The 24,115-nt window shown below is 72.0% G+C and carries 21 protein-coding genes; 13 read left to right on the top strand and 8 right to left on the bottom strand.

The features are described from left to right. Positions 1 to 8 precede the first annotated feature (8 nt). The 5 genes from EDD54_RS23705 (at position 9) to EDD54_RS20460 (ending at position 5,106) form a co-directional block, all read left to right on the top strand. Positions 9 to 1,388: a murein hydrolase activator EnvC family protein gene (locus EDD54_RS23705; RefSeq protein ID WP_126540449.1), complete on the top strand. Its 1,380-nt coding sequence runs from the start codon at positions 9 to 11 to the stop codon at positions 1,386 to 1,388. Next, positions 1,385 to 2,722, top strand: coding sequence for a S41 family peptidase (locus tag EDD54_RS20475; protein WP_207620413.1), 1,338 nt, complete (start codon positions 1,385 to 1,387; stop codon positions 2,720 to 2,722). Before EDD54_RS23705 ends, EDD54_RS20475 begins: the two co-directional genes overlap by 4 nt. A gap of 131 nt (positions 2,723 to 2,853) precedes the next feature. After that, positions 2,854 to 3,999, top strand: a complete 1,146-nt coding sequence (locus EDD54_RS20470; protein ID WP_126540448.1) for a divergent polysaccharide deacetylase family protein — start codon at positions 2,854 to 2,856, stop codon at positions 3,997 to 3,999. Positions 4,000 to 4,030: 31 nt separating this feature from the next. Then, a complete protein-coding gene (locus tag EDD54_RS20465) occupies positions 4,031 to 4,537 on the top strand; it encodes an RNA pyrophosphohydrolase (RefSeq protein WP_126540447.1) in 507 nt (168 codons plus the stop codon). Beyond that, entirely contained in the window at positions 4,534 to 5,106 is a 573-nt protein-coding gene (locus EDD54_RS20460) for an RNA pyrophosphohydrolase (RefSeq protein ID WP_245515835.1), read from the top strand. Before EDD54_RS20465 ends, EDD54_RS20460 begins: the two co-directional genes overlap by 4 nt. Positions 5,107 to 5,134: 28 nt before the next feature. On the opposite strand, the gene EDD54_RS20455 is transcribed toward EDD54_RS20460, so the two are convergent. From EDD54_RS20455 to EDD54_RS20425, 7 genes are all read right to left on the bottom strand, one after another. Then, the gene (locus EDD54_RS20455) at positions 5,135 to 5,584 is read right to left on the bottom strand and encodes a hypothetical protein (RefSeq protein ID WP_126540446.1); all 450 of its coding nucleotides are present in this window, start codon (positions 5,582 to 5,584) and stop codon (positions 5,135 to 5,137) included. A gap of 286 nt (positions 5,585 to 5,870) precedes the next feature. Further along, positions 5,871 to 6,266 carry a F0F1 ATP synthase subunit epsilon gene (locus EDD54_RS20450; RefSeq protein WP_126540445.1) on the bottom strand — a complete coding sequence of 132 codons (396 nt, stop codon included), beginning with the start codon at positions 6,264 to 6,266 and terminating at the stop codon, positions 5,871 to 5,873. A gap of 130 nt (positions 6,267 to 6,396) precedes the next feature. Next, on the bottom strand, positions 6,397 to 7,830 hold the full coding sequence (gene atpD / locus EDD54_RS20445) for a F0F1 ATP synthase subunit beta (RefSeq protein ID WP_126540444.1): 1,434 nt from the start codon (positions 7,828 to 7,830) through the stop codon (positions 6,397 to 6,399). A gap of 30 nt (positions 7,831 to 7,860) precedes the next feature. Continuing rightward, complete coding sequence (locus EDD54_RS20440) at positions 7,861 to 8,736, bottom strand: F0F1 ATP synthase subunit gamma (RefSeq protein WP_126540443.1); 876 nt, start codon at positions 8,734 to 8,736, stop codon at positions 7,861 to 7,863. Between the two features lie 138 nt (positions 8,737 to 8,874). Beyond that, positions 8,875 to 10,404 (bottom strand): F0F1 ATP synthase subunit alpha, encoded by a 1,530-nt coding sequence (atpA, locus tag EDD54_RS20435; RefSeq protein ID WP_126540442.1) that lies wholly within the window; start codon positions 10,402 to 10,404, stop codon positions 8,875 to 8,877. Then, a complete protein-coding gene (locus EDD54_RS20430) occupies positions 10,404 to 10,964 on the bottom strand; it encodes a F0F1 ATP synthase subunit delta (RefSeq protein ID WP_126540441.1) in 561 nt (186 codons plus the stop codon). Before EDD54_RS20430 ends, atpA begins: the two co-directional genes overlap by 1 nt. A 344-nt stretch (positions 10,965 to 11,308) precedes the next feature. Further along, positions 11,309 to 13,546 carry a primosomal protein N' gene (locus tag EDD54_RS20425; RefSeq protein ID WP_126540440.1) on the bottom strand — a complete coding sequence of 746 codons (2,238 nt, stop codon included), beginning with the start codon at positions 13,544 to 13,546 and terminating at the stop codon, positions 11,309 to 11,311. A 99-nt stretch (positions 13,547 to 13,645) separates the two neighbouring features. Here EDD54_RS20425 and pdxY point away from each other — a divergent pair, with 99 nt between their 5' ends. The 4 genes from pdxY (at position 13,646) to leuB (ending at position 17,285) form a co-directional block, all read left to right on the top strand. Next, positions 13,646 to 14,512, top strand: a complete 867-nt coding sequence (gene pdxY / locus EDD54_RS20420; protein ID WP_126540439.1) for a pyridoxal kinase — start codon at positions 13,646 to 13,648, stop codon at positions 14,510 to 14,512. After that, positions 14,509 to 15,228, top strand: coding sequence for a DUF429 domain-containing protein (locus tag EDD54_RS20415; protein ID WP_126540438.1), 720 nt, complete (start codon positions 14,509 to 14,511; stop codon positions 15,226 to 15,228). Before pdxY ends, EDD54_RS20415 begins: the two co-directional genes overlap by 4 nt. Positions 15,229 to 15,343: 115 nt before the next feature. Further along, a complete protein-coding gene (locus EDD54_RS20410) occupies positions 15,344 to 16,048 on the top strand; it encodes a carbonic anhydrase (RefSeq protein ID WP_126540437.1) in 705 nt (234 codons plus the stop codon). Positions 16,049 to 16,172: 124 nt separating this feature from the next. Then, positions 16,173 to 17,285 (top strand): 3-isopropylmalate dehydrogenase, encoded by a 1,113-nt coding sequence (gene leuB, locus EDD54_RS20405; protein ID WP_126540436.1) that lies wholly within the window; start codon positions 16,173 to 16,175, stop codon positions 17,283 to 17,285. Positions 17,286 to 17,670: 385 nt separating this feature from the next. Here leuB and EDD54_RS20395 read toward each other — a convergent pair whose 3' ends face one another. Further along, a complete protein-coding gene (locus EDD54_RS20395) occupies positions 17,671 to 18,240 on the bottom strand; it encodes a Uma2 family endonuclease (RefSeq protein ID WP_126540435.1) in 570 nt (189 codons plus the stop codon). A gap of 84 nt (positions 18,241 to 18,324) precedes the next feature. On the opposite strand from EDD54_RS20395, the gene EDD54_RS23700 reads away from it, so the two are divergent. The 4 genes from EDD54_RS23700 to EDD54_RS20380 all read left to right on the top strand — a co-directional run bounded on the left by EDD54_RS23700 (position 18,325) and on the right by EDD54_RS20380 (position 24,044). Next, positions 18,325 to 18,450 (top strand): hypothetical protein, encoded by a 126-nt coding sequence (locus EDD54_RS23700; RefSeq protein WP_281010218.1) that lies wholly within the window; start codon positions 18,325 to 18,327, stop codon positions 18,448 to 18,450. A 102-nt stretch (positions 18,451 to 18,552) separates the two neighbouring features. Next, positions 18,553 to 19,962: a 3-isopropylmalate dehydratase large subunit gene (leuC, locus tag EDD54_RS20390; protein WP_126540434.1), complete on the top strand. Its 1,410-nt coding sequence runs from the start codon at positions 18,553 to 18,555 to the stop codon at positions 19,960 to 19,962. 157 nt (positions 19,963 to 20,119) lie between these two features. Continuing rightward, a complete protein-coding gene (locus tag EDD54_RS20385; RefSeq protein ID WP_126540433.1) occupies positions 20,120 to 20,593 on the top strand; it encodes a GNAT family N-acetyltransferase in 474 nt (157 codons plus the stop codon). 139 nt (positions 20,594 to 20,732) lie between these two features. Continuing rightward, positions 20,733 to 24,044, top strand: a complete 3,312-nt coding sequence (locus EDD54_RS20380; RefSeq protein ID WP_126540432.1) for a transglutaminase family protein — start codon at positions 20,733 to 20,735, stop codon at positions 24,042 to 24,044. The last annotated feature ends 71 nt before the right edge of the window (positions 24,045 to 24,115 follow it).

The following is a 24,115-nucleotide window of genomic DNA, read 5'->3' as shown; positions in this document are numbered from 1 at the left end:
AACCCGAGATGCCGCCGACCCGCTCCCGGACCCCGACCGCCGCCGCGCTCGCCGCGGCCGCCGCCGTCGTCGCCGGATGCTGGGCCGGGTGCTGGGCGGCCGGCGCGGCCCGTGCCGAGGAGCCCGGTGCCACGGCCTACGCCCCCGCCACCGTGCCGGACCTCGCCGCCGGTGCCGGCCGCGACCCCGCCGCCCTTGAGGCCGAGCGGGCGCTGAAGGAGGCCGAACTCGACAAGGTCCGCGGCGACCTCGCCGTCTCCTCCGACCGTCAGGCCGAGATCGCCGCCGAGATCGCCGCCCTCGACAAGGATCAGGCGACGCTGAACGACCGCCTGCTCGCCGCCACCGCCCGCGCCGGCGACCTCGAACAGGCGATCGCCGACAGCGAACGCCGGCTCGTCCGCCACGCCGATAACGAGAAGGCGATCCGCGTCTCGCTCGACGGTCGGCGCGCCGTGTTGATCGACGTGCTCGCCGCCGCCCAGCGGATCGGCCGCCGGCCGCCGCCGGCGCTGGTGGTCGAGCCGGCGGACGCCCTCGGCGCGGTGCGCTCCGCGATCCTGCTCGGCGCGGTGCTGCCCGAGGTCCGCGTCGAGGCCGACGCGCTCGCCTCCGACCTCGCCGCGCTGGTCGCCGTGCGCCGCGACGCCGAGGCCGAGCGCGACCGCCTGCGCGCCGACGCCAAGGCGCTCGGCGAGGAGGAGACCCGGGTCACCCTCCTGATCGCCGAGAAGAGGAAGACCGCGGCGACCCGTGCCGACGACCTCGCCGCCGAGAAGGTCCGCGCCGCCGAACTCGCCGCCAAGGCGAAGTCGCTCGAGGAACTGATGGCGGCGATGGAGCGCGAACTCGGCTCCGTGCGCGGCGCCGCCGCGGCCGCGGCCGCCGCCGAGGCGGCCCGCCGCCCCGCGCCCGGCGACGCCGGCCGTCTCGCCCCGGCGATCGCCTTCACCGCCGCCAAGGGCCTCTTGCAACTCCCCGTCCGCGGCGTCGCGATCCAGGGCTTCGGCGACGACAACGGCCTCGGCGGCATCGCCCAGGGCCTCTCGGTCGCCACCCGCGCCGGCGCCCGCGTGGTCGCCCCCGCCGACGGCTGGGTCGTCTACGCCGGGCCGTTCCGCTCCTACGGCCAACTCTTGATCCTGAACGTCGGCGACGGGTATCATGTTGTCCTCGCCGGTATGGAGAGGATCGACGTGGAGCTCGGCAGGTTCGTGCTCACGGGTGAGCCGGTCGGCGCGATGGGGAGTCGGCGGCTGGCCAGTGCCACCGCACCGGGTGCGAGCCTTTCGCAACCCGTGCTCTATATCGAATTCCGCAAGGATGGCGCTTCGATCGACCCGGCTCCCTGGTGGGTCGCGTCGCAGGATCGGAAGGTTCGAGGATGATCAGGAAACTTTCGCTACTCGCGGCCGGAGCCTCTCTCGGCGCCGTCCTCACCTTCGTCGGCATGGGTGGGCAGATCCCCGGCCTCAGCCCCGCGATCGCCGCGGGCGCGGACACCTATCGCCAGCTCAACCTGTTCGGCGACGTGTTCGAGCGCATCCGCGCCGACTACGTCGAGGAGCCGGACGAGGGCGCCCTGATCGAGGCCGCCGTCAACGGCATGCTGACCTCGCTCGACCCGCACTCGAGCTACATGAACGCCAAGTCCTTCCAGGACATGCAGGTCCAGACCCGCGGCGAGTTCGGCGGCCTCGGCATCGAGGTGACGCTGGAGGACGGCCTCGTCAAGGTCGTGACCCCGATCGACGACACCCCGGCGTCCAAGGCCGGCGTGCTCGCCGGCGACCTGATCGTCGCCCTCGACGGCGTCCAGGTCCAGGGCCTCAGCCTGCAGGAGGCCGTCGACAAGATGCGCGGCCCGGTCAACACGCCGATCGTGCTGACGGTCCAGCGCAAGGGCCAGGAGAAGCCGGTCGACATCAAGGTGACGCGCGACGTCATCAAGATCCAGTCGGTGCGCAGCCGCGTCGAGGGCGACGTCGGCTACATCCGAATCACCCAGTTCACCGAGCAGACCTTCGAGGGTCTGAAGAACGCGATCGCCAAGATCGAGAAGGACGTGCCGGCCGACAAGCTCAAGGGCTTCGTCGTCGACCTGCGCAACAACCCGGGCGGCCTGCTCGATCAGGCGATCTCGGTGTCCGACGCCTTCCTCGACAAGGGCGAGATCGTCTCGACCCGCGGCCGCCACGAGAGCGAGACCCGGCGCTACTCCGCCAAGGACGGCGACCTCTCCGACCACAAGCCGGTGATCGTGCTGATCAACGGCGGCTCGGCCTCGGCCTCGGAGATCGTCTCGGGCGCCCTGCAGGACCACCGCCGGGCCACCATCGTCGGCACCCGGTCCTTCGGCAAGGGCTCGGTCCAGACCATCATCCCGCTCGGCTCGAACGGGGCGATCCGCCTGACGACGGCGCGCTACTACACCCCGTCCGGCACCTCGATCCAGGCCAAGGGCATCACCCCGGACATCGAGGTCAAGCAGGACCTGCCGCCGGAGCTGCAGCCGGACCAGGTCGAGACCAAGGGCGAGGCGAGCCTGAAGGGCCACCTCGTCAACAGCGGCATCGACAAGGAGGAGTCCGGTTCGCAGGCCTACGTGCCGCCGGATCCGAAGGACGACAAGCAGCTCAACTACGCGCTCGACCTCTTGCGCGGCCTCCAGGCCAACGCCGCCTTCCCGCCCAAGCAGGACGCCGCCCCGGTTCCCAACTGACCGGGCCGCGAACGCCGACGCCCCGGACGGCCGGACCCTCGCGGGTCCGGCCGTTCGCGTTTCCGCCGTGCCCGCCGAGGGCGTAGAATCGCCGGCGCGAATCAGGCGATCCCGCCTGCCGGAACCGATCGATGAGCGATCTGACGACGCCGCTCGGCTTCAAGCCGCCCGGAGAAGAGCGCCGGAAGATCCCGGTCGGCTTCCTGCTCGGCCTCGGCGCCGTCACCGTCGCGGCGCTCCTGACCCTCTGGCTCGTGATGGTCGACGACCCGCTCGGCGGCGAACCGGTGGCGCGGTCCAGGATCGCCACCACGCAGGAGACGGTCGACCGCGGCGAGATCGCGACGGTGGGCGTCAAGTCCGGCACCGGCGCGCTGCTGCCGCCGCCCAAGGCCGACGACGGCGCCGGCGACGCCGACGCGATCGCCGCCGTCGGCACTCCGGAACAGGCCGCCGATCCCGCCGCCGAGACGAAGAAGATGCCGGTCGGCGCCGATCCCGGTCTGCTGGTCGACGGCCCCTACGGCCGACTGCCGCGCATCGCCGAGGACGGCCGCCGCCCGCTCGACGTCTACGCCCGCCCGACGCCGGGCATGGTGGCGAGCGCCCCGAAGATCGCCGTGATCGTCGGCGGCATCGGCCTCAGCCAGACCGGCACCCAGGAGGCGCTGCGCCAGCTGCCGCCCGACGTCACGCTCGCCTTCGCGCCCTACGGGTCCGACCTCGGGCGCTGGGTGACCAAGGCCCGCCAGGACGGCCACGAACTGCTGCTGCAGGTGCCGTTGGAGCCCTTCGACTACCCCGACAACGACCCCGGCCCGCACACGCTGCTGACCAGCCTCGACGCCGACAAGAACATCGACCGGTTGCACTGGCTGATGACCCGTGTCGAGGCCTATGTCGGCGTGATGACCTACATGGGCGCGCGCTTCACCGCCGACGGTCAGGCGCTCGACCCGGTGCTCGCCGACGTCGCGGGGCGCGGGCTGCTGTTCGTGGACGAGGGCACCTCGTCGCGCTCGCTGGTCGGCGACGGTGCCAAGACCCGACAGGCGCCCTACGCCCGCGGCGACGTGCTGATCGACGCGGTCGCCACCGAACAGGAGATCGACAGCCGGCTCGCGCAGCTGGAGCAGATCGCCCGCAGCCGCGGCATCGCCGTCGGCACCGCCAGCGCGCTGCCGATCTCGGTGCGCCGCATCGCCGCCTGGGCCGCCGCCCTCGAGGCGCGCGGCATCACGTTGGTGCCGATCTCCGCCACGCAGCGCGCCCGCTGACGCCCTTGCCACCCAGGAATCCGCCCGCCCGATGTCCCACGACCGCGACGACCTGCCCTACCGCCCCTGTGTCGGCGTCATGCTCTTCAACGCCGCCGGCCTCGTCTTCGTCGGCAACCGCCGCGACCGTGCCGGCGACGGCGACGATGCTTGGCAGATGCCGCAGGGCGGTCTCGACGACGGCGAGGATCCGCTGACGGCGGCCCGCCGCGAGCTCGCCGAGGAGACCAACGTCACCTCCGCGGCGCTGATCGCCGAAGCGCCGGACTGGTATTCCTACGACGTGCCGGACGACCTCGCCTCGGGCCGCTTCAGGCGCAAGTGGCGCGGCCAGACCCAGAAGTGGTTCGCGATGCGCTTCACCGGCGACGACGCCGAGATCGACATCGAGCGCCCGCTCGGCGGCGCCCATCCGCCCGAGTTCGACGCGTGGCGCTGGGAGCGGCTCGACCGCCTCGCCGGCCTGATCGTACCGTTCAAGCGGCCGGTCTACGAGAAGGTCTGCGCCGCCTTCGCCCATCTGGCGGCGACGCCGTGAGCGGCCGTGCGCCGGTCTCGTCCGTTCCGCCCGCGCCCGGCGAGCGCGAGGCGCTCGACCCGGCCCTGCCCTACCGGCCCAACGTCGGGATCTGCCTGTTCGACAGCCGGGGCCTCGTCTTCGCGGGGCGCGTCTTCCCCAATCCGCACGGCTGGCCCGATCCGGAGATCTTCGACGTCGGCGCCGATTGGGGCCTGCCCCAGGGCGGCATCGATCCCGGCGAGGACGTCGAAGCCGCGGCGCGGCGCGAACTCTGGGAGGAGACCGGCGTCCGCTCGGCCGACCTCCTGGCGGTAACCCCGGACTGGTGGGCCTACGACTTCCCGGTCCGCGGTGCGCCGGGCCACAAGCTGCACCCCTTCCGCGGCCAGCGCCAGCGCTGGGCCGCCTTCCGCTTCACAGGCGGGGACGACGAGATCACGCTGAGCGCCGACCATACCCACGAACCCGCCGAGTTCGCCGAATGGGGCTGGCGACCGCTCGCCGATCTGGTCGACTGCGGCGCGCTGCACCGCCGTGCGACCTACGCGCGCGTGCTGGCCTGGGCGCGGGAGATGGGGTTCGGCTGACCGATCCCGGGAGCGGCGACGTCTTCGTTCAAGCCGCCACCGTCACGGCCGCCGGACGGCGGCGGCTGCGGGCGACCCGGGCGAGTTCGCCGCATTCGCGCTCGAGATCGGCGAGCGCGCCGGCGGCGTCGGCCGACAGCGGCCGATCGGGTTCGGGCGGCCAGGATTCCGGAACCGGGTCGTGCTCCATCGACGCCCGCGGCTGCGACGCGGCCGACACAGGCGGCGGACGCAACCGCGTCGGGCGGGCGCGCAGGGCGGGCGCCGGCAGGGTGGCGTGGACGGCGAGGCCGCCGAACAGCACCGCGGTCGCCGCGACACCGGACGCCAGGACACCGTGGGCGCCGACACCGCCCGCCATCGCGAAGAAGCCAGAGGCACCCGCGAGGAGGGCACATGCCCAGGAGGAAGCCACCGCGGACGCCCTGCTGGCGCGTGCGGATCCGTAGCCGCCGACGATCGCTCTGGCCCGACGCATCGCGCACCTCCGTTCCGAGGGGAGTTGCCTGGATCCGGCTCCTGCCTGTTCCCTCGCCGTGCCCATCCGTGCGGCATCGGCGTAAGTGACATTACGGTCTGCCGCGGGCGACTTGTAAAGCCCGCATGCTGCCCGACGTGTAACTTCGCCGCGAGGATTCCGATCCCTCCCTTGCGCGACCGGCGCGCGAAGCGCCGCGAGCGCCCCGCGCCGGCAGGCCGAAACGGCGAGGGCCCCGGACGTCGCCGTCCGGGGCCCTCGCAAGAACGGGATCGGGCCGGCCGGCTCAGGTGAGCGCGGCGGCGACCTCGCGCAGCTGCGCCAGCTTGGTCTCGGCGGCGTGACGGGCGTCGGCGGTCTTGGCGTCCGCGACGTCCTCTTCGGCGTCGCGGATCTCGCCGGCGATCTCGTCGGGCTTCAGCTCGGCCACCGGCACCGCCTTCTCGGCGAGCACGGTGAGGCCGGAGACGTTGACGTCGGCGAAGCCGCCACGCACGAAGATCTTCGTGCGCGCGCCGCCGGCGGTCACGGTGACGACACCGGGGCGCAGGGTCGACAGGAAGGGCGCGTGGCCGGCGCCGACGCCGAAGTCGCCCTCGCTGCCGGGCAGGTCGACCTGATCGGCTTCCGTGGAGAGCACCAGACGCTCGGGGCTGACCAGTTCGAACTTGAAGGTTGCCATCTCGGGGGCTCCGGGGCGGCGCCGTGCGGCGCGGCCGTTCGATCGAATGGGACCGGGCGGACGCCTGCCGCCCCGTCGGGTCTCGGAAGCACCCGGGCGCGCGGGACGCGCCCGGGAACCGGCGCGCGGATCAGGCCGCGGCGGCGAGCTTCTGGGCCTTCTCGATCGCCTCTTCGATGGTGCCGACCATGTAGAAGGCGGCCTCCGGGAGGTGGTCGTACTTGCCCTCGACCAGACCCTTGAAGCCCTTGATCGTGTCCTCGAGGGCGACGAGCTTGCCCGGCGAACCGGTGAAGACCTCGGCCACGAAGAAGGGCTGCGACAGGAAGCGCTCGATCTTGCGGGCGCGGGCCACGGCCAGACGATCCTCTTCCGAGAGCTCGTCCATGCCGAGGATCGCGATGATGTCCTGGAGCGCCTTGTAGCGCTGCAGCACTTCCTGGACCCGGCGCGCGACGGCGTAGTGCTCCTCGCCGATGATGGCGGCGTCGAGCATGCGCGAGGTCGAGTCGAGCGGGTCCACCGCCGGGTAGATGCCCTTCTCGGCGATCGAGCGCGACAGCACGGTGGTGGCGTCGAGGTGGGCGAACGAGGCGGCCGGCGCCGGGTCGGTCAGGTCGTCGGCCGGCACGTAGATCGCCTGCACCGAGGTGATCGAGCCCTTGGTGGTGGTGGTGATGCGCTCCTGCAGGGCGCCCATGTCGGTCGCCAGCGTCGGCTGGTAGCCCACCGCCGACGGGATGCGGCCGAGCAGCGCCGACACTTCCGAACCCGCCTGGGTGAAGCGGAAGATGTTGTCGACGAAGAACAGCACGTCCTGGCCCTTGTCGCGGAAGTGCTCGGCGACGGTGAGGCCGGTCAGCGCGACGCGGGCGCGGGCCCCCGGCGGCTCGTTCATCTGGCCGTAGACGAGGGCGCACTTGGAACCGTCGGTGGAGCCGTGCTCCTTCGGGTTCCGGTTCACGCCGGACTCGATCATCTCGTGGTAGAGGTCGTTGCCCTCTCGGGTCCGCTCACCGACGCCGGCGAACACGGAATAGCCGCCGTGCGCCTTGGCGATGTTGTTGATGAGCTCCATGATCAGCACGGTCTTGCCGACGCCGGCGCCGCCGAACAGGCCGATCTTGCCGCCCTTGGCGTAAGGCGCCAGGAGGTCGACGACCTTGATGCCGGTGACCAGGATCTCGGCCTCGGTCGACTGCTCGACGTAGGACGGCGCCTGCTGGTGGATCGCGCGGGTGGTCTCGCCGACGACCGGACCGGCCTCGTCGACCGGCTCGCCGATCACGTTGATGATGCGGCCGAGGCAGGCGTCGCCCACGGGCACGGAGATCGGGGCGCCGCTGTCGACCACCTGCTGGCCGCGGACGAGGCCCTCGGAGGTGTCCATGGCGATGGTGCGGACCGTGTTCTCGCCGAGGTGCTGGGCGACCTCGAGCACCAGGCGGGTGCCGCCGTTGGTGGTCTCGAGGGCGTTCAGGATCGCCGGCAGGTGATCGTCGAACTTGACGTCGACGACGGCGCCGATGACCTGGGTGATGCGTCCGACCTTGTTGTCAGCCATCGTTCTCGTCCTTGCCTACCCGTGTGTCGGTCAGAGCGCCTCGGCGCCCGAAATGATCTCGATGAGTTCCTTGGTGATCATCGCCTGCCGCGAGCGGTTGTACTGCAGCGACAGCCTGTTGATCATGTCGCCGGCGTTCCGCGTCGCGTTGTCCATCGCGGACATGCGCGCGCCCTGCTCCGACGCGGCGTTCTCGAGGAGCGCCGTGTAGATCTCCATGGTGATCGCCCGCGGCAGCAGATCCTCGAGGATCGCGGCCTCGTCAGGCTCGTATTCGTAGACGGCGTCCGACGCCGCGGCAGCACCGCCCTCGACCACCACCGGCAGGATCTGACGGGCGGTCGGGATCTGCGCGATCACCGAGCGGAAGCGCGAGTAGAACAGCGTGCAGACGTCGAACTCGCCCGCCTCGAACAGCGCCATGATCTTCGCCTGGATCACCGCCGCGTTGACGAAGCCGATCGTCTTGACGCTGCGCAGCTCGACGCGGTCGATGATCCGGGCGCCGTAGTCGCGGCGGAGCGCGTCGGCGCCCTTCTTGCCCACGGTCAGGATCTTGACCTCCTTGCCCTCGGCGAGGAGACGGTTGGCGTGCTCGCGGGCGAGGCGGACGATCTGGGCGTTGAAGCCGCCGCACAGGCCGCGCTCGGCCGTGCAGACGACGAGCAGGTGGACCTTGTCGCGGCCAGTACCGGTCATCAGCAGCGGCGCGTCGTCGCGGCCGGCGAAGCCGGCGGCGAGGTTGCCGAGCACCTGGGCGAGCCGGGTCGCGTAGGGACGCGCGGCCTCGGCGGCCTCCTGGGCACGGCGCAGCTTCGCCGCGGCGACCATCTGCATCGCCTTGGTGATCTTCTGCGTCGCCTTCACCGAGGCGATGCGGTTCTTGAGGTCCTTCAAGCTCGGCATGGCGGCTCGCTCACTGGGGTCCCGGCCGTTCGACCGGGAGGATCGCAAGGTTCGTGACGAAGACGGCGCGCCGGATGGGCCGGCGCACCGCGGGCGACGCCGGCGGCACTGGGCCGCCGGCGCCGGCTACCGCCGAACTCAGGCGAAGGACTTGGCGAAGGCCGCGATCGCGTCCTTCAGCTTGGCGCGCAGGCCGTCGGTCAGCGCCTTCTCGGCCCAGATGCCGTCGAGGATGTCGGCGTGCTTCTCGCGCAGGAAGCGCAGCAGCCCCGCCTCGAAGGCACGCACCTTGCCGACCGGCAGCGGATCCAGGTAGCCGTTCACGCCGGCGAAGATCACCGCGACCTGCTCCTGGGTCTTCAGGGGCGAGAACTGCGGCTGCTTCAGCAGCTCGACGAGGCGGGCGCCGCGGTTGAGCAGCTTCTGCGTGGCGGCGTCGAGGTCCGAACCGAACTGCGCGAAGGCGGCCATCTCGCGATACTGCGCGAGCTCGCCCTTGATCGTGCCGGCGACCTGCTTCATCGCCTTGATCTGGGCGGCCGAGCCGACGCGCGACACCGAGAGACCGACGTTCACCGCCGGGCGGATGCCCTGGTAGAACAGGTTGGTCTCGAGGAAGATCTGGCCGTCGGTGATCGAGATCACGTTGGTCGGGATGTAGGCCGAGACGTCGTTGGCCTGCGTCTCGATCACCGGCAGGGCGGTCAGCGAGCCGGCGCCGTTGGCGTCGTTCAGCTTGGCCGCGCGCTCCAGGAGACGGGAGTGCAGGTAGAACACGTCGCCCGGGTAGGCCTCGCGGCCCGGCGGACGGCGCAGCAGCAGCGACATCTGACGGTAGGCGACGGCCTGCTTGGAGAGGTCGTCGTAGGCGATCAGGGCGTGCATGCCGTTGTCGCGGAAGTACTCGCCCATGGCGCAGCCGGTGAACGGCGCCAGGAACTGCATCGGCGCCGCGTCCGAGGCGGTGGCGGCGATGACGATCGAGTACGGCAGCGCGCCGGCGTCCTCGAGCTTCTTGACGAACTGCGCGACGGTCGAGCGCTTCTGGCCGATCGCGACGTAGACGCAGTAGAGCTTGATCTTCTCGTCGGTGCCCTCGTTCAGCGGCTTCTGATTGAGGAACGTGTCGAGGATGATCGCGGTCTTGCCGGTCTGGCGGTCGCCGATGACGAGCTCGCGCTGGCCGCGGCCGACGGGGATCATCGCGTCGATGGCCTTGAGGCCGGTCGACATCGGCTCGTGCACCGACTTGCGCGGGATGATGCCCGGCGCCTTGACGTCGACGCGACGACGCTCGGTGTACTCGATCGGGCCCTTGCCGTCGATCGGGTTGCCGAGCGCGTCGACGACGCGGCCGAGCAGACCCTTGCCGACCGGCACGTCCACGATCGAGCCCGTGCGCTTGACGACGTCGCCTTCCTTGATGTCGCGGTCGGAGCCGAAGATCACGACGCCGACGTTGTCGGACTCGAGGTTCAGCGCCATGCCGCGGATGCCGCCCGGGAACTCGACCATCTCGCCCGCCTGGACGTTGTCGAGACCGTGGACGCGGGCGATGCCGTCACCGACGGAGAGAACCTGGCCGACTTCGGAGACCTCGGCCTCCTGGCCGAAGTTCTTGATCTGCTCCTTGAGGATTGCGGAAATTTCCGCGGCGCGGATGTCCATCAGCCGACCTCTTTCAGGGCTATCTTGAGCGCGTTGAGCTTCGTCTTGAGCGACGTGTCGATCATGCGGGAGCCGAGCTTGACCACCAGCCCGCCGATCAGCGAGGGGTCGACCGCGGCGTTGACGCGGATGTCGCGGCCGGTCACCGACGTCAGCGCCGCCTTCAGGTCCCCTACCTGGGCGGCCGACAGCGTCTCGGCCGAGACGACGTCGGCGGTGGTCTCGCCACGGTGGTGCGCGAGCAGCTTGCGGTAGGCGCGGAACATCTCCGGCACCGCGAAGAGCCGGCGGTTGCGCGCCGCGAGCTTGACGAAATTGGCGGCGAGCCCGCCGATGCCGGCGCGGAACATCACCTCGGAGACGGCCCTGAGCTGGTCGTCCGGCGTGAACACCGGCGAGCGGATCAGGCGGACGAGGTCCGCGCTCTCGGCGAGCAGGGCGTCGAAGCGGTCGATGTCGGCGGCGATGCCGTCGAGCTGGCCGGTTTCGACGCCGAGCTCGAACAGCGCGTTGGCGTAGCGTTCCGCGACGCCGGAGACGACCGTTGCCGTTTCGCTCACCCGGGGCTCCCCCTCTGTCACGCCGGGACCCTGGCCCTTCCTGTGGAAAGCCTTGGAACCCCTGCCGTTTTCGCTGGATCGACGGGGGCCGCGCATGTCGACCCGTCGGAAAATCCGGCCCCGTCTATCATATGGCTTCGGCCCGCGCAACCGGACCGGCCGATTCGAAAAACCGCGGAATTCCGCGTCTTTCGTCCGTCGCAAAGGCCGGTTCCGGGGCGGTCGGGGCGATTCGCCGCCGCCCCGGCGGACTTGATCGTTTTAGGCGGCGGATCCGCGAGCGGAGTCTTTCGTCTTAGTTCTCCCGTTGGCCACCGCCACAGCTGCCCGGCCCGCGCATGGCGTCAGAGGAAGCTCTGCGGATCGACGTCGACCTGGACCTCGACCCCGGCCGGCGGCTTGCCGGCGGCGGCGAGCCAGGCCCTGAGCCAGGCCGAGAGGTCGTGGTCGCGCGGGGCGGCGGCGAGGAGGCGGAGCCGGTGCCGGCCGCGGATCAGGGCGAGCGGCGCCTCCGCCGGCCCCAGTACTTCGACCGGCCCGCCGGCCGGCGCGGCACGGGCGAGCGCGCGGGCGTGGTCCTCGGCGCGCTCGCGCTGCGGCGCCGACACGATCACCGCCGCGAGCCGGCCGAACGGCGGCATCCGCCCGCGTTCGCGCTCGGCGATTTCGACCGCGTAGAAGCGCTCGGGATCGCCGGAGACCAGCGCGGCGATCACCGGGCTCTCCGGCGCGTAGGTCTGCATGACGCCGATGCCGCGCCCGCACAGCCGACCGGCACGGCCGGTCACCTGGGCGAGCAGCTGGAAGGTGCGCTCGGCCGCCCGCGGATCGCCCGAGCCGAGGCCGAGGTCGGCGTCGACCACGCCGACCAGGGTTAGCTTGGGGAAGGTGTGGCCCTTGGCGACCAGCTGGGTGCCGACCACGATGTCGCACTCGCCGCGCGCCACCGCGTCGAACTCGGCCCGCATGCGCTGGACGGAGCCGAGCACGTCCGACGACAGCACCACGGTGCGCCGCTCCGGCAGCAGCGTCGCCAGTTCCTCGGCGATGCGCTCGACGCCGGGGCCGCAGGGCACCAGCGCGTCTAGGGTGCCGCAGGACGGGCACGCCTCGGGCCGCGGTTCGGTATGGCCGCAGTGGTGGCAGGCGAGCCGGCCGCGGAAGCGGTGGTCGACCAGCCAGGACGAGCAGTTCGGGCACTGGAAGCGGTGGCCGCAGGCCCGGCACAGCGTCAGCGGCGCGTAGCCGCGCCGGTTCAGGAACAGGAGCGCCTGCTCGCCGCGCGCGGTCGTCTCGGCGATCGCCGAGACGAGCCCCGGCGCCAGGAAACGGCCGCGCGGCGGGCCGGCCCGGCGCATGTCGATCGCCATCAGCGTCGGCATCGCCGCGCCCGTGGCGCGCTCGGAGAGCACCACGTGCCGGTAGCGGCCGCGGTCGGCGTTGACACGGCTCTCGATCGAGGGCGTCGCCGAGGCGAGCACCACCGGGATCCGCTCGATCCGCCCGCGCACCACCGCCATGTCGCGGGCGTGGTAGGTCGCCCACTCCTCCTGCTTGTAGGCGGGATCGTGCTCCTCGTCGACGACGATCAGCCCGAGGTCGCGGAACGGCAGGAACAGCGCCGAGCGCGCGCCGACCACGACGCCGACGCCGCCCTCCGCGACGCCGCGCCACACCCGCGCCCGCGTCTTCGGTCCGACGTCGGAGTGCCATTCCGCCGGCAGGGCGCCGAAGCGGGCGGCGAAGCGGTCGAGGAAGGCCTTGGTGAGCGCGATCTCCGGCACCAGCACCAGCGCCTGCCGGCCCTGGCGCAGCGCCTCGGCGACCGCCTCCAGGTAGACCTCGGTCTTGCCCGAGCCGGTGACGCCGTCGAGGAGCGTCACGCTCGCCCCGGCGCCGACGCGGCCGACGAGTTCGTCGGCGGCGCGGCGCTGCTCGCCGGTGAGATCGCGCGGATCGAAGTCCGGTTCGGCGCGGCGGAACGGCGGGCCGGCGGGCACCTCGACCTCGGCGAGCGTGCCGGCGGCGATCAGACCGTCGACGACGCCCGGCGACACGCCGGCGGCGTGGGCGAGGCCGGAGCGCGTCCACGCCATGCCCTCGTTCTCGGCGGTGAGGGCGAGCACGCGGCGCCGCGCGTCGGTCAGGCGCTCCGGCGGCTCGCCGGCGCGCACGACGGCGCGCACCGGCGGCTCGGGGTCGAGCGCCTCGGGGGCACGGAGCAGCATGCGCACCACCATGCCGCGCGGCGTCAGGGTGTAGCGGGCCACCCAGTCGGCGAAGGCCACGAGGTCGGCCGAGAGCGGGGGGACGTCGAAAACCTTTTCGATCGCGCGCAGCCGGTTCGACGAGGCGGCGAGCGTCGGCGTCTCCGCGGTGACGACGCCGACCACCTTGCGCGGGCCGAGCGGCACCTGGACGATCGACCCCGGCACCACCACGCCGTCGTCGGGCAGGCGGTAGGTCCAGCTGTCGTCGAGCGCCACCGGCGTCAGCACCTGCACGACGCCGCCGGCGCGCGGACCCTCGGCCGGCGGCGAGCCGAACAGGTCGGAGGCGGAGGGCGCGGCACGACGGGTCATCGAAAGCGGACACGGGCTGTGGTAGCGGTGGCGAACCGCGGGAATCGACGGGCGAGCCTACCCCCTCCCGCGCCCGGAACGCGAGGCCGCAGGTCACCGATGTCCCTTCCCGAGGTGCTGGTCGTCTCTTCCCACGTGGTGCGCGGCTCGGTCGGCTCGCGCGCCGGCTTCGCGCTGGAGCGCCTCGGCCACCGGACCTGGACGCTGCCGACCGTCGTGCTGCCCTGGCATCCCGGCCACGGCCGCGCCCACCGTCTGGTGCCCGCCGCCGCCGACTTCGCCGCCCTCTGCGACGACCTCTGCCGCGCCCCCTGGCTCGGGCGGATCGGCGCGGTGATGACCGGCTACCTCGGCGCCGCCGACCAGGCCGAGCCGCTGGCGCGGCTGATCCGCGCCGTCAAGGCCGCCAACCCCGCCGCGCTGGCGGTGATCGACCCGGTCTCGGGCGACGACGGCGCCACCTACGTGCCGGCCGACGTGGTCCTCGCCAACCGCGACGTGCTGATGCCGCTCTCCGACCTGACGACGCCGAACTACTTCGAGCTCGCCCTGCTCACCGGCCGCAAGGTCGAGACCATGGCCGACGTGGTCGAGGCCGCGCGCGCCCTGTCCACGGGCACCGTGGTGGTGACCTCGGTGCCGGCGATGATGCGCGGCAAGATCGCCACCGTCGCGGTCACCGCCGACGACGTGCTGGTCGCCGAGAACCAGCGCGTGCCCGGTGCCCACGCCGGCACCGGCGACCTGTTCGCCGCCACGCTGGTGTCGCGCCTGCTGTCGGGTGCCGGCATGGAGGCCGCGCTCGCCGGCGCCGCCGCGACCACCTTCGAGATGGTCGCCCGCACCGTGAAGGCCGACGCCGACGAACTCCTCCTCGCCGAGGAGCAGGCCGCGATCCAGCGCCCGACCGCCATGGTCGACGTCCGCCGCTGGGCCGCGCCACGCCGCCCCGCCGGGACGCCGTGACCGTCGTCGCCGGCGTCGACGGCTGCCCGGCCGGCTGGATCGCCGTGCTTCGCGACCTCGCCGATGGCACCGCGACGGTCCGCGTCGTCGCCCGCCTCGCCGACCTGATCGCGACCGACGACCCGGCGATGATCGCGGTCGACATGCCGATCGGCCTGCCCGACGTCGTCGGCCCCGGCGGCCGGGCGCCGGAGCGCCTCGTGCGGCCGAAGCTCGGAATGCGGCAGTCGAGCGTGTTCTCGGTGCCGGCCCGGGCGGCCGTCTACGCCGAGGATTACCCGGCCGCCTGCGCCGCCGCGCTCGCCCGATCCGACCCGCCGCGGCGGGTCTCCAAGCAGTGCTTCCATCTCTTCCCGAAGATGCGCGAGCTCGACGGGCTGCTGCGCGCCCGCCCGGACCTCGTCGAGCGCGTCCGCGAGAGCCACCCGGAGGTCGCCTTCGCGGTGCTCGCCGGCGCGCCGGTGACGCTGCCGAAGAAGGTGAAGAGCCGGCCGAACCCCGACGGTCTCGACGAGCGGCGCCGCTTCCTCGCCGGCCGCGGCTACGCCTGGGACTTCCTCGCCGCGCCGCCGCCGCGCGGGGCCGGGCCGGACGACCTCCTCGACGCCGCCGTGTGCGCCCTCGTCGCCGAACGCGTCCTCGCGGGCGACGCGGTGTCGCATCCCGCCCCGCCCGAGCGCGACGGCGCCGGACTGCCGATCGCCATCTGGACCTGACGCCGGGCCCGCCCGGCCGCTACGACCTTGGTCCTTGCGGCGCTCCGCCGCTTGTTTTGCGGTGCAACACGGCCTAATTCGTCGGCTGATGTACCCGGACACATGGGGATCGCCGATGACCGACGCCTCCGTTTCCGCCGATCCGCGCCCGCCGCTGCCGGACGCCTTTCCCGAGCGCCTCGTCGAGGGCTACCGCGCCTTCCGCTCCGGCCGCTACCCGACCGAGGAGGAGCGCTACCGCCGCCTCGCCGAGGCCGGGCAGAAGCCGCAGATCATGATCATCGGCTGCTGCGACAGCCGGGTCGCGCCGGAGGTGATCTTCGACGCCGGCCCGGGCGAGATCTTCGTCGTCCGCAACGTCGCCAACCTCGTGCCGCCCTACACGCCCGACGGCGAGCTGCACGGCACCTCGGCCGCGCTCGAATTCGCGGTCGTCGCCCTCAAGGTCAAGCACATCGTGGTGATGGGCCACGGCCGCTGCGGCGGCATCGCGGCCGCCCTCGCCGAAGAGGGCGAGCCGCTGACCCCCGGCGACTTCATCGGCCGCTGGATGGCGCAGATCGACCCGATCGCCGCCAAGGTCCGCGGCGATGGCGCCGTGCCGCACGAGCACAAGCAGCGCGCCCTCGAGCACGAGGGCGTCCGGCTGTCGATCCACAACCTGACGACCTTCCCCTGCGTCGCCCAGCGCGTCGCCAAGGGCTCGCTGCGCCTGCACGGCGCCTGGTTCGACGTCTCCGAGGGCGAGCTCCACATGCTCGATCCGACCACCCGCCGCTTCGGCGTGGTGCGCGACGGCGGGTCCTTCGTCTGCGACTGAGCGCGCGGAACGGGCGATCCGCGGCTTGAAAGCCGGCCTTGCGGTCTGTACTGCGGTGTCGCTCCCTTCGAGGAGGCCGCGGGCGGTCCCGCGCGGCCGCCTCCCCACCTGCCCCGAGGATCCCATGGCCACGAACACGCTCCTCCTCCTGCCCGGCGACGGCATCGGTCCCGAGATCATGGCGGAAGTGAAGGAGATCATCGCCCTCCTCAACGGCCGCGGCCTGACCGACTTCGCCACCGACGAGGGCCTCGTCGGCGGCTCGGCCTACGACGCCCACGGCGCGGCGATCTCCGAAGCCGACATGGCGAAGGCGCTTTCCGCCGACGCGGTGCTGTTCGGCGCCGTCGGCGGCCCGAAGTGGGACGGCGTGCCCTACGACGTCCGCCCCGAGGCGGGCCTGCTGCGCCTGCGCAAGGACCTCGGCCTGTTCGCCAATCTGCGTCCGGCGATCTGCTACCCGGCGCTCGCCGACGCCTCCAGCCTCAAGCGCGAGGTGGTCGAGGGTCTCGACATCCTGATCGTCCGCGAGCTCACCGGCGGCGTCTACTTCGGCGAGCCGAAGGAGATCGTGACGCTGGAGAACGGCCAGAAGCGCGCCGTCGACACCCAGCTCTACACCACCTCGGAGATCGAGCGGATCGCCCGCGTCGCCTTCGACCTCGCCCGGGCCCGCGGCCGCAAGGTCGCCTCGGCCGAGAAGCGCAACGTCATGAAGTCCGGCGTGCTCTGGAACCAGGTCGTGACGAAGATCGGCAAGGAGGAATACGCCGACGTCGCGCTCGAGCACGTGCTCGCCGACAACTGCGCCATGCAGCTCGTCCGCTGGCCCAAGCAGTACGACGTCATCGTCTGCGACAACCTGTTCGGCGACATCCTCTCCGACGTCGCGGCCATGCTGACCGGCTCGCTCGGCATGCTGCCGTCGGCCTCGCTCGGCGCCCCCGACGCCGCCACCGGCAAGCGCAAGGCGCTCTACGAGCCGGTGCACGGCTCGGCCCCCGACATCGCCGGCAAGGGCATCGCCAACCCGATCGCCATGATCGCGTCCTTCGCCATGGCGCTGCGCTACTCCTTCGGCCTGATCGACCTCTCCGACAAGCTCGACGCCGCCATCGCCGCGGTGCTCGGCAAGGGTCTGCGCACCCGCGACATCGGCAAGGACGGCGACACGCTGGTCTCCACGAAGGAGATGGGCGCGGCGATCCGCGAGGAATTCGCGGCGCTGCTCGGGTGATCGGGTAGGCAGTGGGCAGTCGGCAGTCGGCAGTCGGCAGTCGGCAGTCGGCAGTCGGCAGTCGGAAGGTCGCGCGTCCACGGCCGGCCGGCAAGGCGCCGGGCGAGCGACTTCCACCGCCCCGACTGCCGACTGCCGAAGCCCGACTGCCTCTCCCCTCACTTTCCGCTCACGCGATCGTCAACGCCCGCGTTCTTGCGGCCCGCCGCGGCCTTCCCATCTCTCGGTCATGGCGGCGCCGCCCTTCTTCGGTAGTGCCCCCCGTCTTGCCGACGGCGGCCCCGCCCGCTGGCGATCCCTCCCAGCGACGCGTCCTGACCGACGCCGCGCCCCAGTCTCCCCCGGGACTGGGGCGCTTCTTTTTCGGGCGTGACGTTCTGCTGTGTCAGGGTGCGCCGGGAGCCGGAATGTTCGCGTCGTAGACGACGGCGAGCGGCAGCGTCAGGCCGACCTCGGGCAGGTCCACCACGTCCTCCGCACCCTCGAGGACGGCCTCGAGTTCGAGGAGATCGCCGACGCGTCGGAGCACGGTGACCTGGCGGTCCTCCTGCGAGACGATCAGGTAGGTGGTGATCGAGGGCACCGTGCCGTAGTCGCGCACCTTGGCCATGTAGTCGGTGGCGCGCGAGGACGGCGACACCACCTCGACGACCACGGTCGGGCGTGATGCCCGGACGTCCCTGGGCAGGGTCGGGCCGCAGTCGATCTGGACGTCGGGATAGCGGACGTTGGCGTTGCCGCAGACGACCTTGAGGTCGAGATGCGCACGGCAGGGCCGCCCGCGCAGGCCCTGCTTGAAGTGGGCGCAGATGTTGAAGCGCAGGTCGCCGTGGGCGGCCGTGCCGCCGGTCATCATGACGGGGCGGCCGTCGACGAGCTCGTATTTCGGCTCCTGACGGTCCTCCCAGTGGAGGAATTCCTCGACCGTCATGCGCTGGAACGCCGTATCGCTCATGGCGGAACCCCGTTGGGCGGCGAGCCCGATGCTACCACGACGCCGAGATTGCCTGAAACCCCGGCTTTCCGTATATGGAGCGCCATGACGATCCGCTCACGAGGCCCGCGCACGCCGACCACGGAGGAGTTCTCCCCCGTGAGCGACCACGCGCGGCTGCCCTGGCGCTTCTTCGCGCGGCTGACCGCCGACGGCCGACTCGTCGGCTGACGTCTCCGCCGGCGGACAGGCCGGCCTTCGCTCGAGGACCACACGGACCATCCGGCCCGCACCCCCGCGACGGGGCGGCCACAGACACCGGGGCATCCCGCCATGACCACCAAGCCGCGCACCCTCTACGACAAGATCTGGGACGACCACCTCGTCGACATCCAGCCCGACGGCACCGCCCTGCTCTACATCGACCGCCACCTCGTGCACGAGGTGACCAGCCCGCAGGCCTTCGAGGGCCTGCGCGCCACCGGTCGCAAGGTGCACCAGCCGGCGAAGACGCTGGCCGTGGTCGACCACAACGTGCCGACGACCGACCGCAGCCTCGGCATCGAGGATCCCGAGAGCCGCGAGCAGGTCGCCCAGCTGGCGATCAACGCCGCCGAGTTCGGCGTCGAGTATTTCAACGAGCTCGACCGCCGCCAAGGCATCGTCCACGTGGTCGGCCCCGAGCAGGGCTTCACCCTGCCCGGCATGACCATCGTCTGCGGTGACAGCCACACCTCGACCCACGGCGCCTTCGGCGCGCTCGCCCACGGCATCGGCACCTCGGAGGTCGAGCACGTGCTCGCCACCCAGACGCTGATCCAGAAGAAGGCGAAGAACATGCGGATCACCGTCGACGGGCAGCTGCCCGAAGGCGTGACCGCCAAAGACATCATCCTCGCCATCATCGGCGAGATCGGCACCGCCGGCGGCACCGGCTACGTCATGGAATACGCCGGCGAGGCGATCCGCTCGCTGTCGATGGAAGGCCGCATGACGGTCTGCAACATGTCGATCGAGGGCGGCGCCCGCGCCGGCCTGATCGCGCCGGACGAGAAGACCTTCGCCTACGTCCAGGGCCGCCCGCGCGCGCCGAAGGGCGAGGCCCTCGAGGCCGCGCTCGCCTACTGGAAGACGCTGTTCTCCGACGAGGGCGCCCATTTCGACCGCGAGGTCCGTCTCGACGCCGCCAACCTGCCGCCGATCGTCTCTTGGGGCTCCTCGCCCGAGGACGTCGTCTCGGTGACCGGCGTGGTGCCGAACCCCGACGACATCGCCGACGAGACCAAGCGCACCTCCAAGTGGCGCGCGCTCGAGTACATGGGCCTCGTGCCGGGCACGAAGATCACCGACATCGCCCTCGACAAGGTGTTCATCGGCTCCTGCACCAACGGCCGCATCGAGGACCTGCGCGCCGCCGCCGCCGTGGTGAAGGACCGCAAGATCGCCCCGACCGTGTCGGCGATGGTGGTGCCGGGCTCCGGCCTCGTGAAGATGCAGGCCGAGGCCGAAGGCCTCGACAAGGTCTTCCTCGAGGCGGGCTTCGAGTGGCGCGAGCCGGGCTGCTCCATGTGCCTCGCCATGAACGCCGACAAGCTGAAGCCGGGCGAGCGCTGCGCCTCGACCTCGAACCGCAACTTCGAAGGCCGCCAGGGCTTCAAGGGCCGCACGCACCTCGTCTCGCCGGCCATGGCCGGCGCCGCCGCGATCGCCGGCCGCTTCGTCGACATCCGCGACTGGAAGTGACCCCGCGCCCGGGGCGGGCCGGCCCTGCGGGGTCGGCCCGCCCCGGGTCGGGAGCGCTACGGAGGGGCGGCGTATCCTCCCTCCGTACGCTTGTCCTCGGCTCCCGGCTGGTGCATATCCCGAACGGAACCGTCGTTTCCCGGGGGAACACACCAGGATGACCGTCACCGTCAAGGCGCTCGGCCAGAAGGACGCCCACAAGCTCGCGCCGCTGATCGCGGCCTACGCCCAGGCGATGAGGCGCGGCGCGCCGCGGCGGCCCGACGAATATTATGCCGAACTCCTCACCACCGACCGCACCGCCGAGGTGATCGGCGCGTTCGAGGAGGAAGAGCTCGTCGGCTTCGCGGTCTTCTTCGACCTGCCCGAGACGATCACCGGCTTCCGCGCCGGCCAGCTCGAGGACATCTACGTCCTGCCGGCGCACCGCAACCGCGGCATCGGCCGGCGCTTCGTCGAGACGCTGCGCATCGAGGGCCAGAGCCGCGGCTGGAGCCGGATCCGCTGGATCATCCCGCGCCCGGTCGACAGCGCCGCCACCGGCCTGCCAGAGGAGGCCGCGCTCTACGAGGAACTCGCCCGCCCGTCGGTGCAGCGCCTCTACGAGATCGTGATCGACCCTCTCGCCTGACCCCCGCGGCGCCCTTCGCATGGGCGCCGCCACCGCCTGCCCAATCCTTCGCCAGGGATGCCCGTTCCTCGGGCTTTGCCGGCGGGCCGATCTGCCCTTAAATGCGGCAGTCATTTGCCGCCCGCCGCACGGAGTCCCGATGGCGATCCTGACGAAGCTCGTCCACGTCACCCGCTACCGCTACGACCGGCCGGTGCAGCTGTCGCCGCAGGTGATCCGGCTCCGGCCCGCGCCGCACAGCCGCACCAAGGTGCCGGCCTACGCGCTGAAGGTCGAGCCGGCGAACCACTTCGTCAACTGGCAGCAGGACCCCCACGGCAACTGGCTCGCCCGCTACGTCTTCCCGGAGCCGACCACCGAATTCGCGGTGTCGGTCGACCTCCTCGCCGAGCACGCGGTCTACAATCCGTTCGACTTTTTCGTCGAGGACTACGCCCGCGAGTTCCCTTTCGCCTACACGCCCGAACTCGGCATCGAGCTCGAGCCCTATCTCCAGCGCGAGCACGAGGGCGCGCTGTTCGAGGCCTACCTGAAGGGCATCGACCGGGCGCTGACCGGCACGGTCGACTTCGTCGTCGGCCTCAACCGCCAGCTCCAACAGGACATCGCCTACGAGATCCGCATGGAGCCCGGCGTGCAGACGCCGGACGAGACGCTGTCGCGCCGGGCGGGCTCCTGCCGCGATTCGGGTTGGCTGCTGGTCCAGCTGCTGCGCCACCTCGGCCTCGCCGCCCGCTTCGTCTCCGGCTACCTGATCCAGCTCCGCCCCGACGTGAAGAGCCTCGACGGCCCGTCGGGCACCGACGTCGACTTCACCGACCTGCACGCCTGGTGCGAGGTCTACCTGCCGGGCGCCGGCTGGATCGGCCTCGACCCGACCTCGGGCCTGCTCTGCGGCGAGGGCCACGTGCCGCTGGCGGCGACGCCGCACTACCGCTCGGCTGCGCCGATCACCGGCTCCTTCGCCGGCCATCCCGAGACGAAGACCGAATTCGAGTTCGAGATGCGCGTCGAGCGTATCGACGAGCGCCCGCGCGTCACGCTGCCCTTCTCCGACGAGGCCTGGGACCGCCTCGTCGCCCTCGGCGACAAGGTCGACGCCGAGCTCGCCGCCGGCGACGTCCGCCTGACCATGGGCGGCGAGCCGACCTTCGTCTCGATCGACGACTATCAGGCCGCCGAGTGGAACACCGCCGCGGTCGGCCCGACCAAGCGCGGCCTCGCCGACGACCTGATCCGCCGTCTCGCCGCCCGCTTCGCCCCCGGCGGCTTCCTGCACTACGGCCAGGGCAAGTGGTATCCCGGCGAGAGCCTGCCGCGCTGGACCTTCTCGCTCTACTGGCGCAAGGACGGCAAGCCGATCTGGCGCAACCTCGACTCCGTCGCTCGCGAGGGCGTCAGGACCCCCGCCGACCACGTCACCGCCGGCGCCCTCGTCGCCGGCGTCGCCCGCCGGCTGACCATCCCGGCCGAGTTCGCCGTCCCCGCCTACGAGGATCCCGGCCACTGGATCCTCAAGGAGCAGGGGCTGCCGGAGAACGTCACCACCGACGACAGCAAGCTCGAGAGCGCCGAGGAGCGCAGCCGTATCGCCCGGGTGTTCGACCGCGGCCTCGGCGCGCCGACCGGCTGGGTGCTGCCGGTGCAGCGCTGGAACAGCCGCGCCGGCACCGGCTGGGTCTCGGAGAAGTGGAGCTTCCGCCGCGGTCGGCTCTACCTGATCCCCGGCGATTCGCCGGTCGGATACCGCCTGCCGCTCGCGGCCCTGCCCTGGATCGCGCCGTCCGCCTATCCCTTCGTGATGGAGCGCGACACCTTCCTGCAGCACGCCCCGCTGCCGGACCCGGACGAGTTCCACACCGTCCACGCTCGCTCGGTCGAGGTGACGCCGGACGATCCCCGCGTGCAGCAGTGGGTCACCGGCGGCGGCGCGGTCCGCACGGCGCTGTCGGTCGAGCCGCGCGACGGCCGGCTCTGCGTGTTCATGCCGCCGGTCGAGGCGATCGAGGACTATCTCGAGCTGCTCGCCGCGGTCGAGAACACCGCCGAGGAGCTGTCGCTGCCCGTCCACATCGAGGGTTACGCGCCGCCGTTCGACCCGCGCATCGGCGTGATCCGCGTCGCCCCGGACCCGGGCGTGATCGAGGTCAACGTCCATCCCGCCGCGAACTGGCGCGAGGCGGTGGAGATCACCACCGCCGTCTACCACGAGGCCCGGCTGTCGCGGCTCGGCACCGACAAGTTCATGATCGACGGCCGCCACACCGGCACGGGCGGCGGCAACCACGTCGTCATGGGCGGCATGACCCCGTCGGACAGCCCGTTCCTGCGCCGGCCCGACCTCCTGAAGAGCCTCGTGCTCTACTGGCAGCGCCACCCGTCGCTGTCCTACCTGTTCTCCGGCCTCTTCATCGGCCCGACCTCGCAGGCCCCGCGCGTCGACGAGGCCCGCCACGACGGGCTCTACGAGCTCGAGATCGCGCTCGCCCAGGTGCCCGCGCCGGGCGAGGGCCTGCCGCCGCTGCCCTGGCTGACCGACCGCCTGTTCCGCAACCTGCTGGTCGACGTCTCCGGCAACACCCACCGCTCCGAGATCTGCATCGACAAGCTGTTCTCGCCGGACGGACCGACCGGCCGGCTCGGCCTCGTCGAGTTCCGCTCCTTCGAGATGCCGCCGGACGCGCGGATGTCGCTCGCCCAGCAGCTGCTCCTGCGCGCGCTGATCGCGTGGTTCTGGAAGGAGCCGCAGTCCGGCGGCTTCACCCGCTGGGGCACCGACCTCCACGACCGCTTCATGCTGGAGCATTTCGTCTGGGCCGACTTCCTCGACGTGCTCGCCGACCTCCGCCGCGCCGGCTTCGACGTCGACCCGATCTGGTTCGAGGCCCAGCGCGAATTCCGCTTCCCCTACTACGGCACCGTCGAGCACGCCGGGGTGCGCCTCGAGCTGCGGCAGGCGCTGGAACCCTGGCACGTCACCGGCGAGGAGGGCTCCGTCGGCGGCACGGTGCGCTACGTCGACAGCTCGGTCGAGCGCCTGCAGGTCAAGGTCGAGGGCTTCGACCCCGCCCGCCACGTGGTCGCCTGCAACGGCCGGCGCGTGCCGATGCTCTCCACCGGCGTGCGCGGCCGCTTCGTCGGCGGCGTCCGCTTCAAGGCTTGGCACCCGGCGAGCGGCATCCACCCGGTGCTGCCGACGCACGCGCCGCTGACCTTCGATCTCGTCGACGGCTGGTCGAAGCGCGCGCTCGGCGGCTGCGTCTACCACGTCGCCCATCCGGGCGGGCGCAACTACGACACCTACCCGGTCAACGCCTACGAGGCCGAGGCGCGCCGGCTGGCGCGCTTCCAGGACCACGGCCACACCGTCGGCCCGGCCTATCCGCCGCCGGAAGAGCGGCCGGGCGAATTCCCCGCCACCCTCGACCTGCGCCGCCCCGCCTGGATCTGACGATCCCCCGCGAGGCTCCGCCGCTCGGCCGGAGTCTCGCCCGGCGGCGGCGCCCGACCCGGGCGCCGGCC

The organism is Oharaeibacter diazotrophicus (genome assembly GCF_004362745.1).
Lineage (GTDB): Bacteria > Pseudomonadota > Alphaproteobacteria > Rhizobiales > Pleomorphomonadaceae > Oharaeibacter > Oharaeibacter diazotrophicus.
The sequence above is the reverse complement of the archived record's forward strand: the minus strand, read 5'-3'. Positions and strand labels throughout refer to the sequence as shown.

What these genes read in the sequence shown, in the direction of transcription:
- EDD54_RS23705 (WP_126540449.1), top strand. Translation starts at nt 9, where the DNA reads ATGCCGCCGACCCGCTCCCGGACCCCGACCGCCGCCGCGCTCGCCGCG.
- EDD54_RS20475 (WP_207620413.1), top strand. Translation starts at nt 1,385, where the DNA reads ATGATCAGGAAACTTTCGCTACTCGCGGCCGGAGCCTCTCTCGGCGCC.
- EDD54_RS20470 (WP_126540448.1), top strand. Translation starts at nt 2,854, where the DNA reads ATGAGCGATCTGACGACGCCGCTCGGCTTCAAGCCGCCCGGAGAAGAG.
- EDD54_RS20465 (WP_126540447.1), top strand. Translation starts at nt 4,031, where the DNA reads ATGTCCCACGACCGCGACGACCTGCCCTACCGCCCCTGTGTCGGCGTC.
- EDD54_RS20455 (WP_126540446.1), bottom strand. Translation starts at nt 5,584, where the DNA reads ATGCGTCGGGCCAGAGCGATCGTCGGCGGCTACGGATCCGCACGCGCC.
- EDD54_RS20450 (WP_126540445.1), bottom strand. Translation starts at nt 6,266, where the DNA reads ATGGCAACCTTCAAGTTCGAACTGGTCAGCCCCGAGCGTCTGGTGCTC.
- atpD (WP_126540444.1), bottom strand. Translation starts at nt 7,830, where the DNA reads ATGGCTGACAACAAGGTCGGACGCATCACCCAGGTCATCGGCGCCGTC.
- EDD54_RS20440 (WP_126540443.1), bottom strand. Translation starts at nt 8,736, where the DNA reads ATGCCGAGCTTGAAGGACCTCAAGAACCGCATCGCCTCGGTGAAGGCG.
- atpA (WP_126540442.1), bottom strand. Translation starts at nt 10,404, where the DNA reads ATGGACATCCGCGCCGCGGAAATTTCCGCAATCCTCAAGGAGCAGATC.
- EDD54_RS20425 (WP_126540440.1), bottom strand. Translation starts at nt 13,546, where the DNA reads ATGACCCGTCGTGCCGCGCCCTCCGCCTCCGACCTGTTCGGCTCGCCG.
- pdxY (WP_126540439.1), top strand. Translation starts at nt 13,646, where the DNA reads ATGTCCCTTCCCGAGGTGCTGGTCGTCTCTTCCCACGTGGTGCGCGGC.
- EDD54_RS20410 (WP_126540437.1), top strand. Translation starts at nt 15,344, where the DNA reads ATGACCGACGCCTCCGTTTCCGCCGATCCGCGCCCGCCGCTGCCGGAC.
- leuB (WP_126540436.1), top strand. Translation starts at nt 16,173, where the DNA reads ATGGCCACGAACACGCTCCTCCTCCTGCCCGGCGACGGCATCGGTCCC.
- EDD54_RS20395 (WP_126540435.1), bottom strand. Translation starts at nt 18,240, where the DNA reads ATGAGCGATACGGCGTTCCAGCGCATGACGGTCGAGGAATTCCTCCAC.
- EDD54_RS23700 (WP_281010218.1), top strand. Translation starts at nt 18,325, where the DNA reads ATGACGATCCGCTCACGAGGCCCGCGCACGCCGACCACGGAGGAGTTC.
- leuC (WP_126540434.1), top strand. Translation starts at nt 18,553, where the DNA reads ATGACCACCAAGCCGCGCACCCTCTACGACAAGATCTGGGACGACCAC.
- EDD54_RS20385 (WP_126540433.1), top strand. Translation starts at nt 20,120, where the DNA reads ATGACCGTCACCGTCAAGGCGCTCGGCCAGAAGGACGCCCACAAGCTC.
- EDD54_RS20380 (WP_126540432.1), top strand. Translation starts at nt 20,733, where the DNA reads ATGGCGATCCTGACGAAGCTCGTCCACGTCACCCGCTACCGCTACGAC.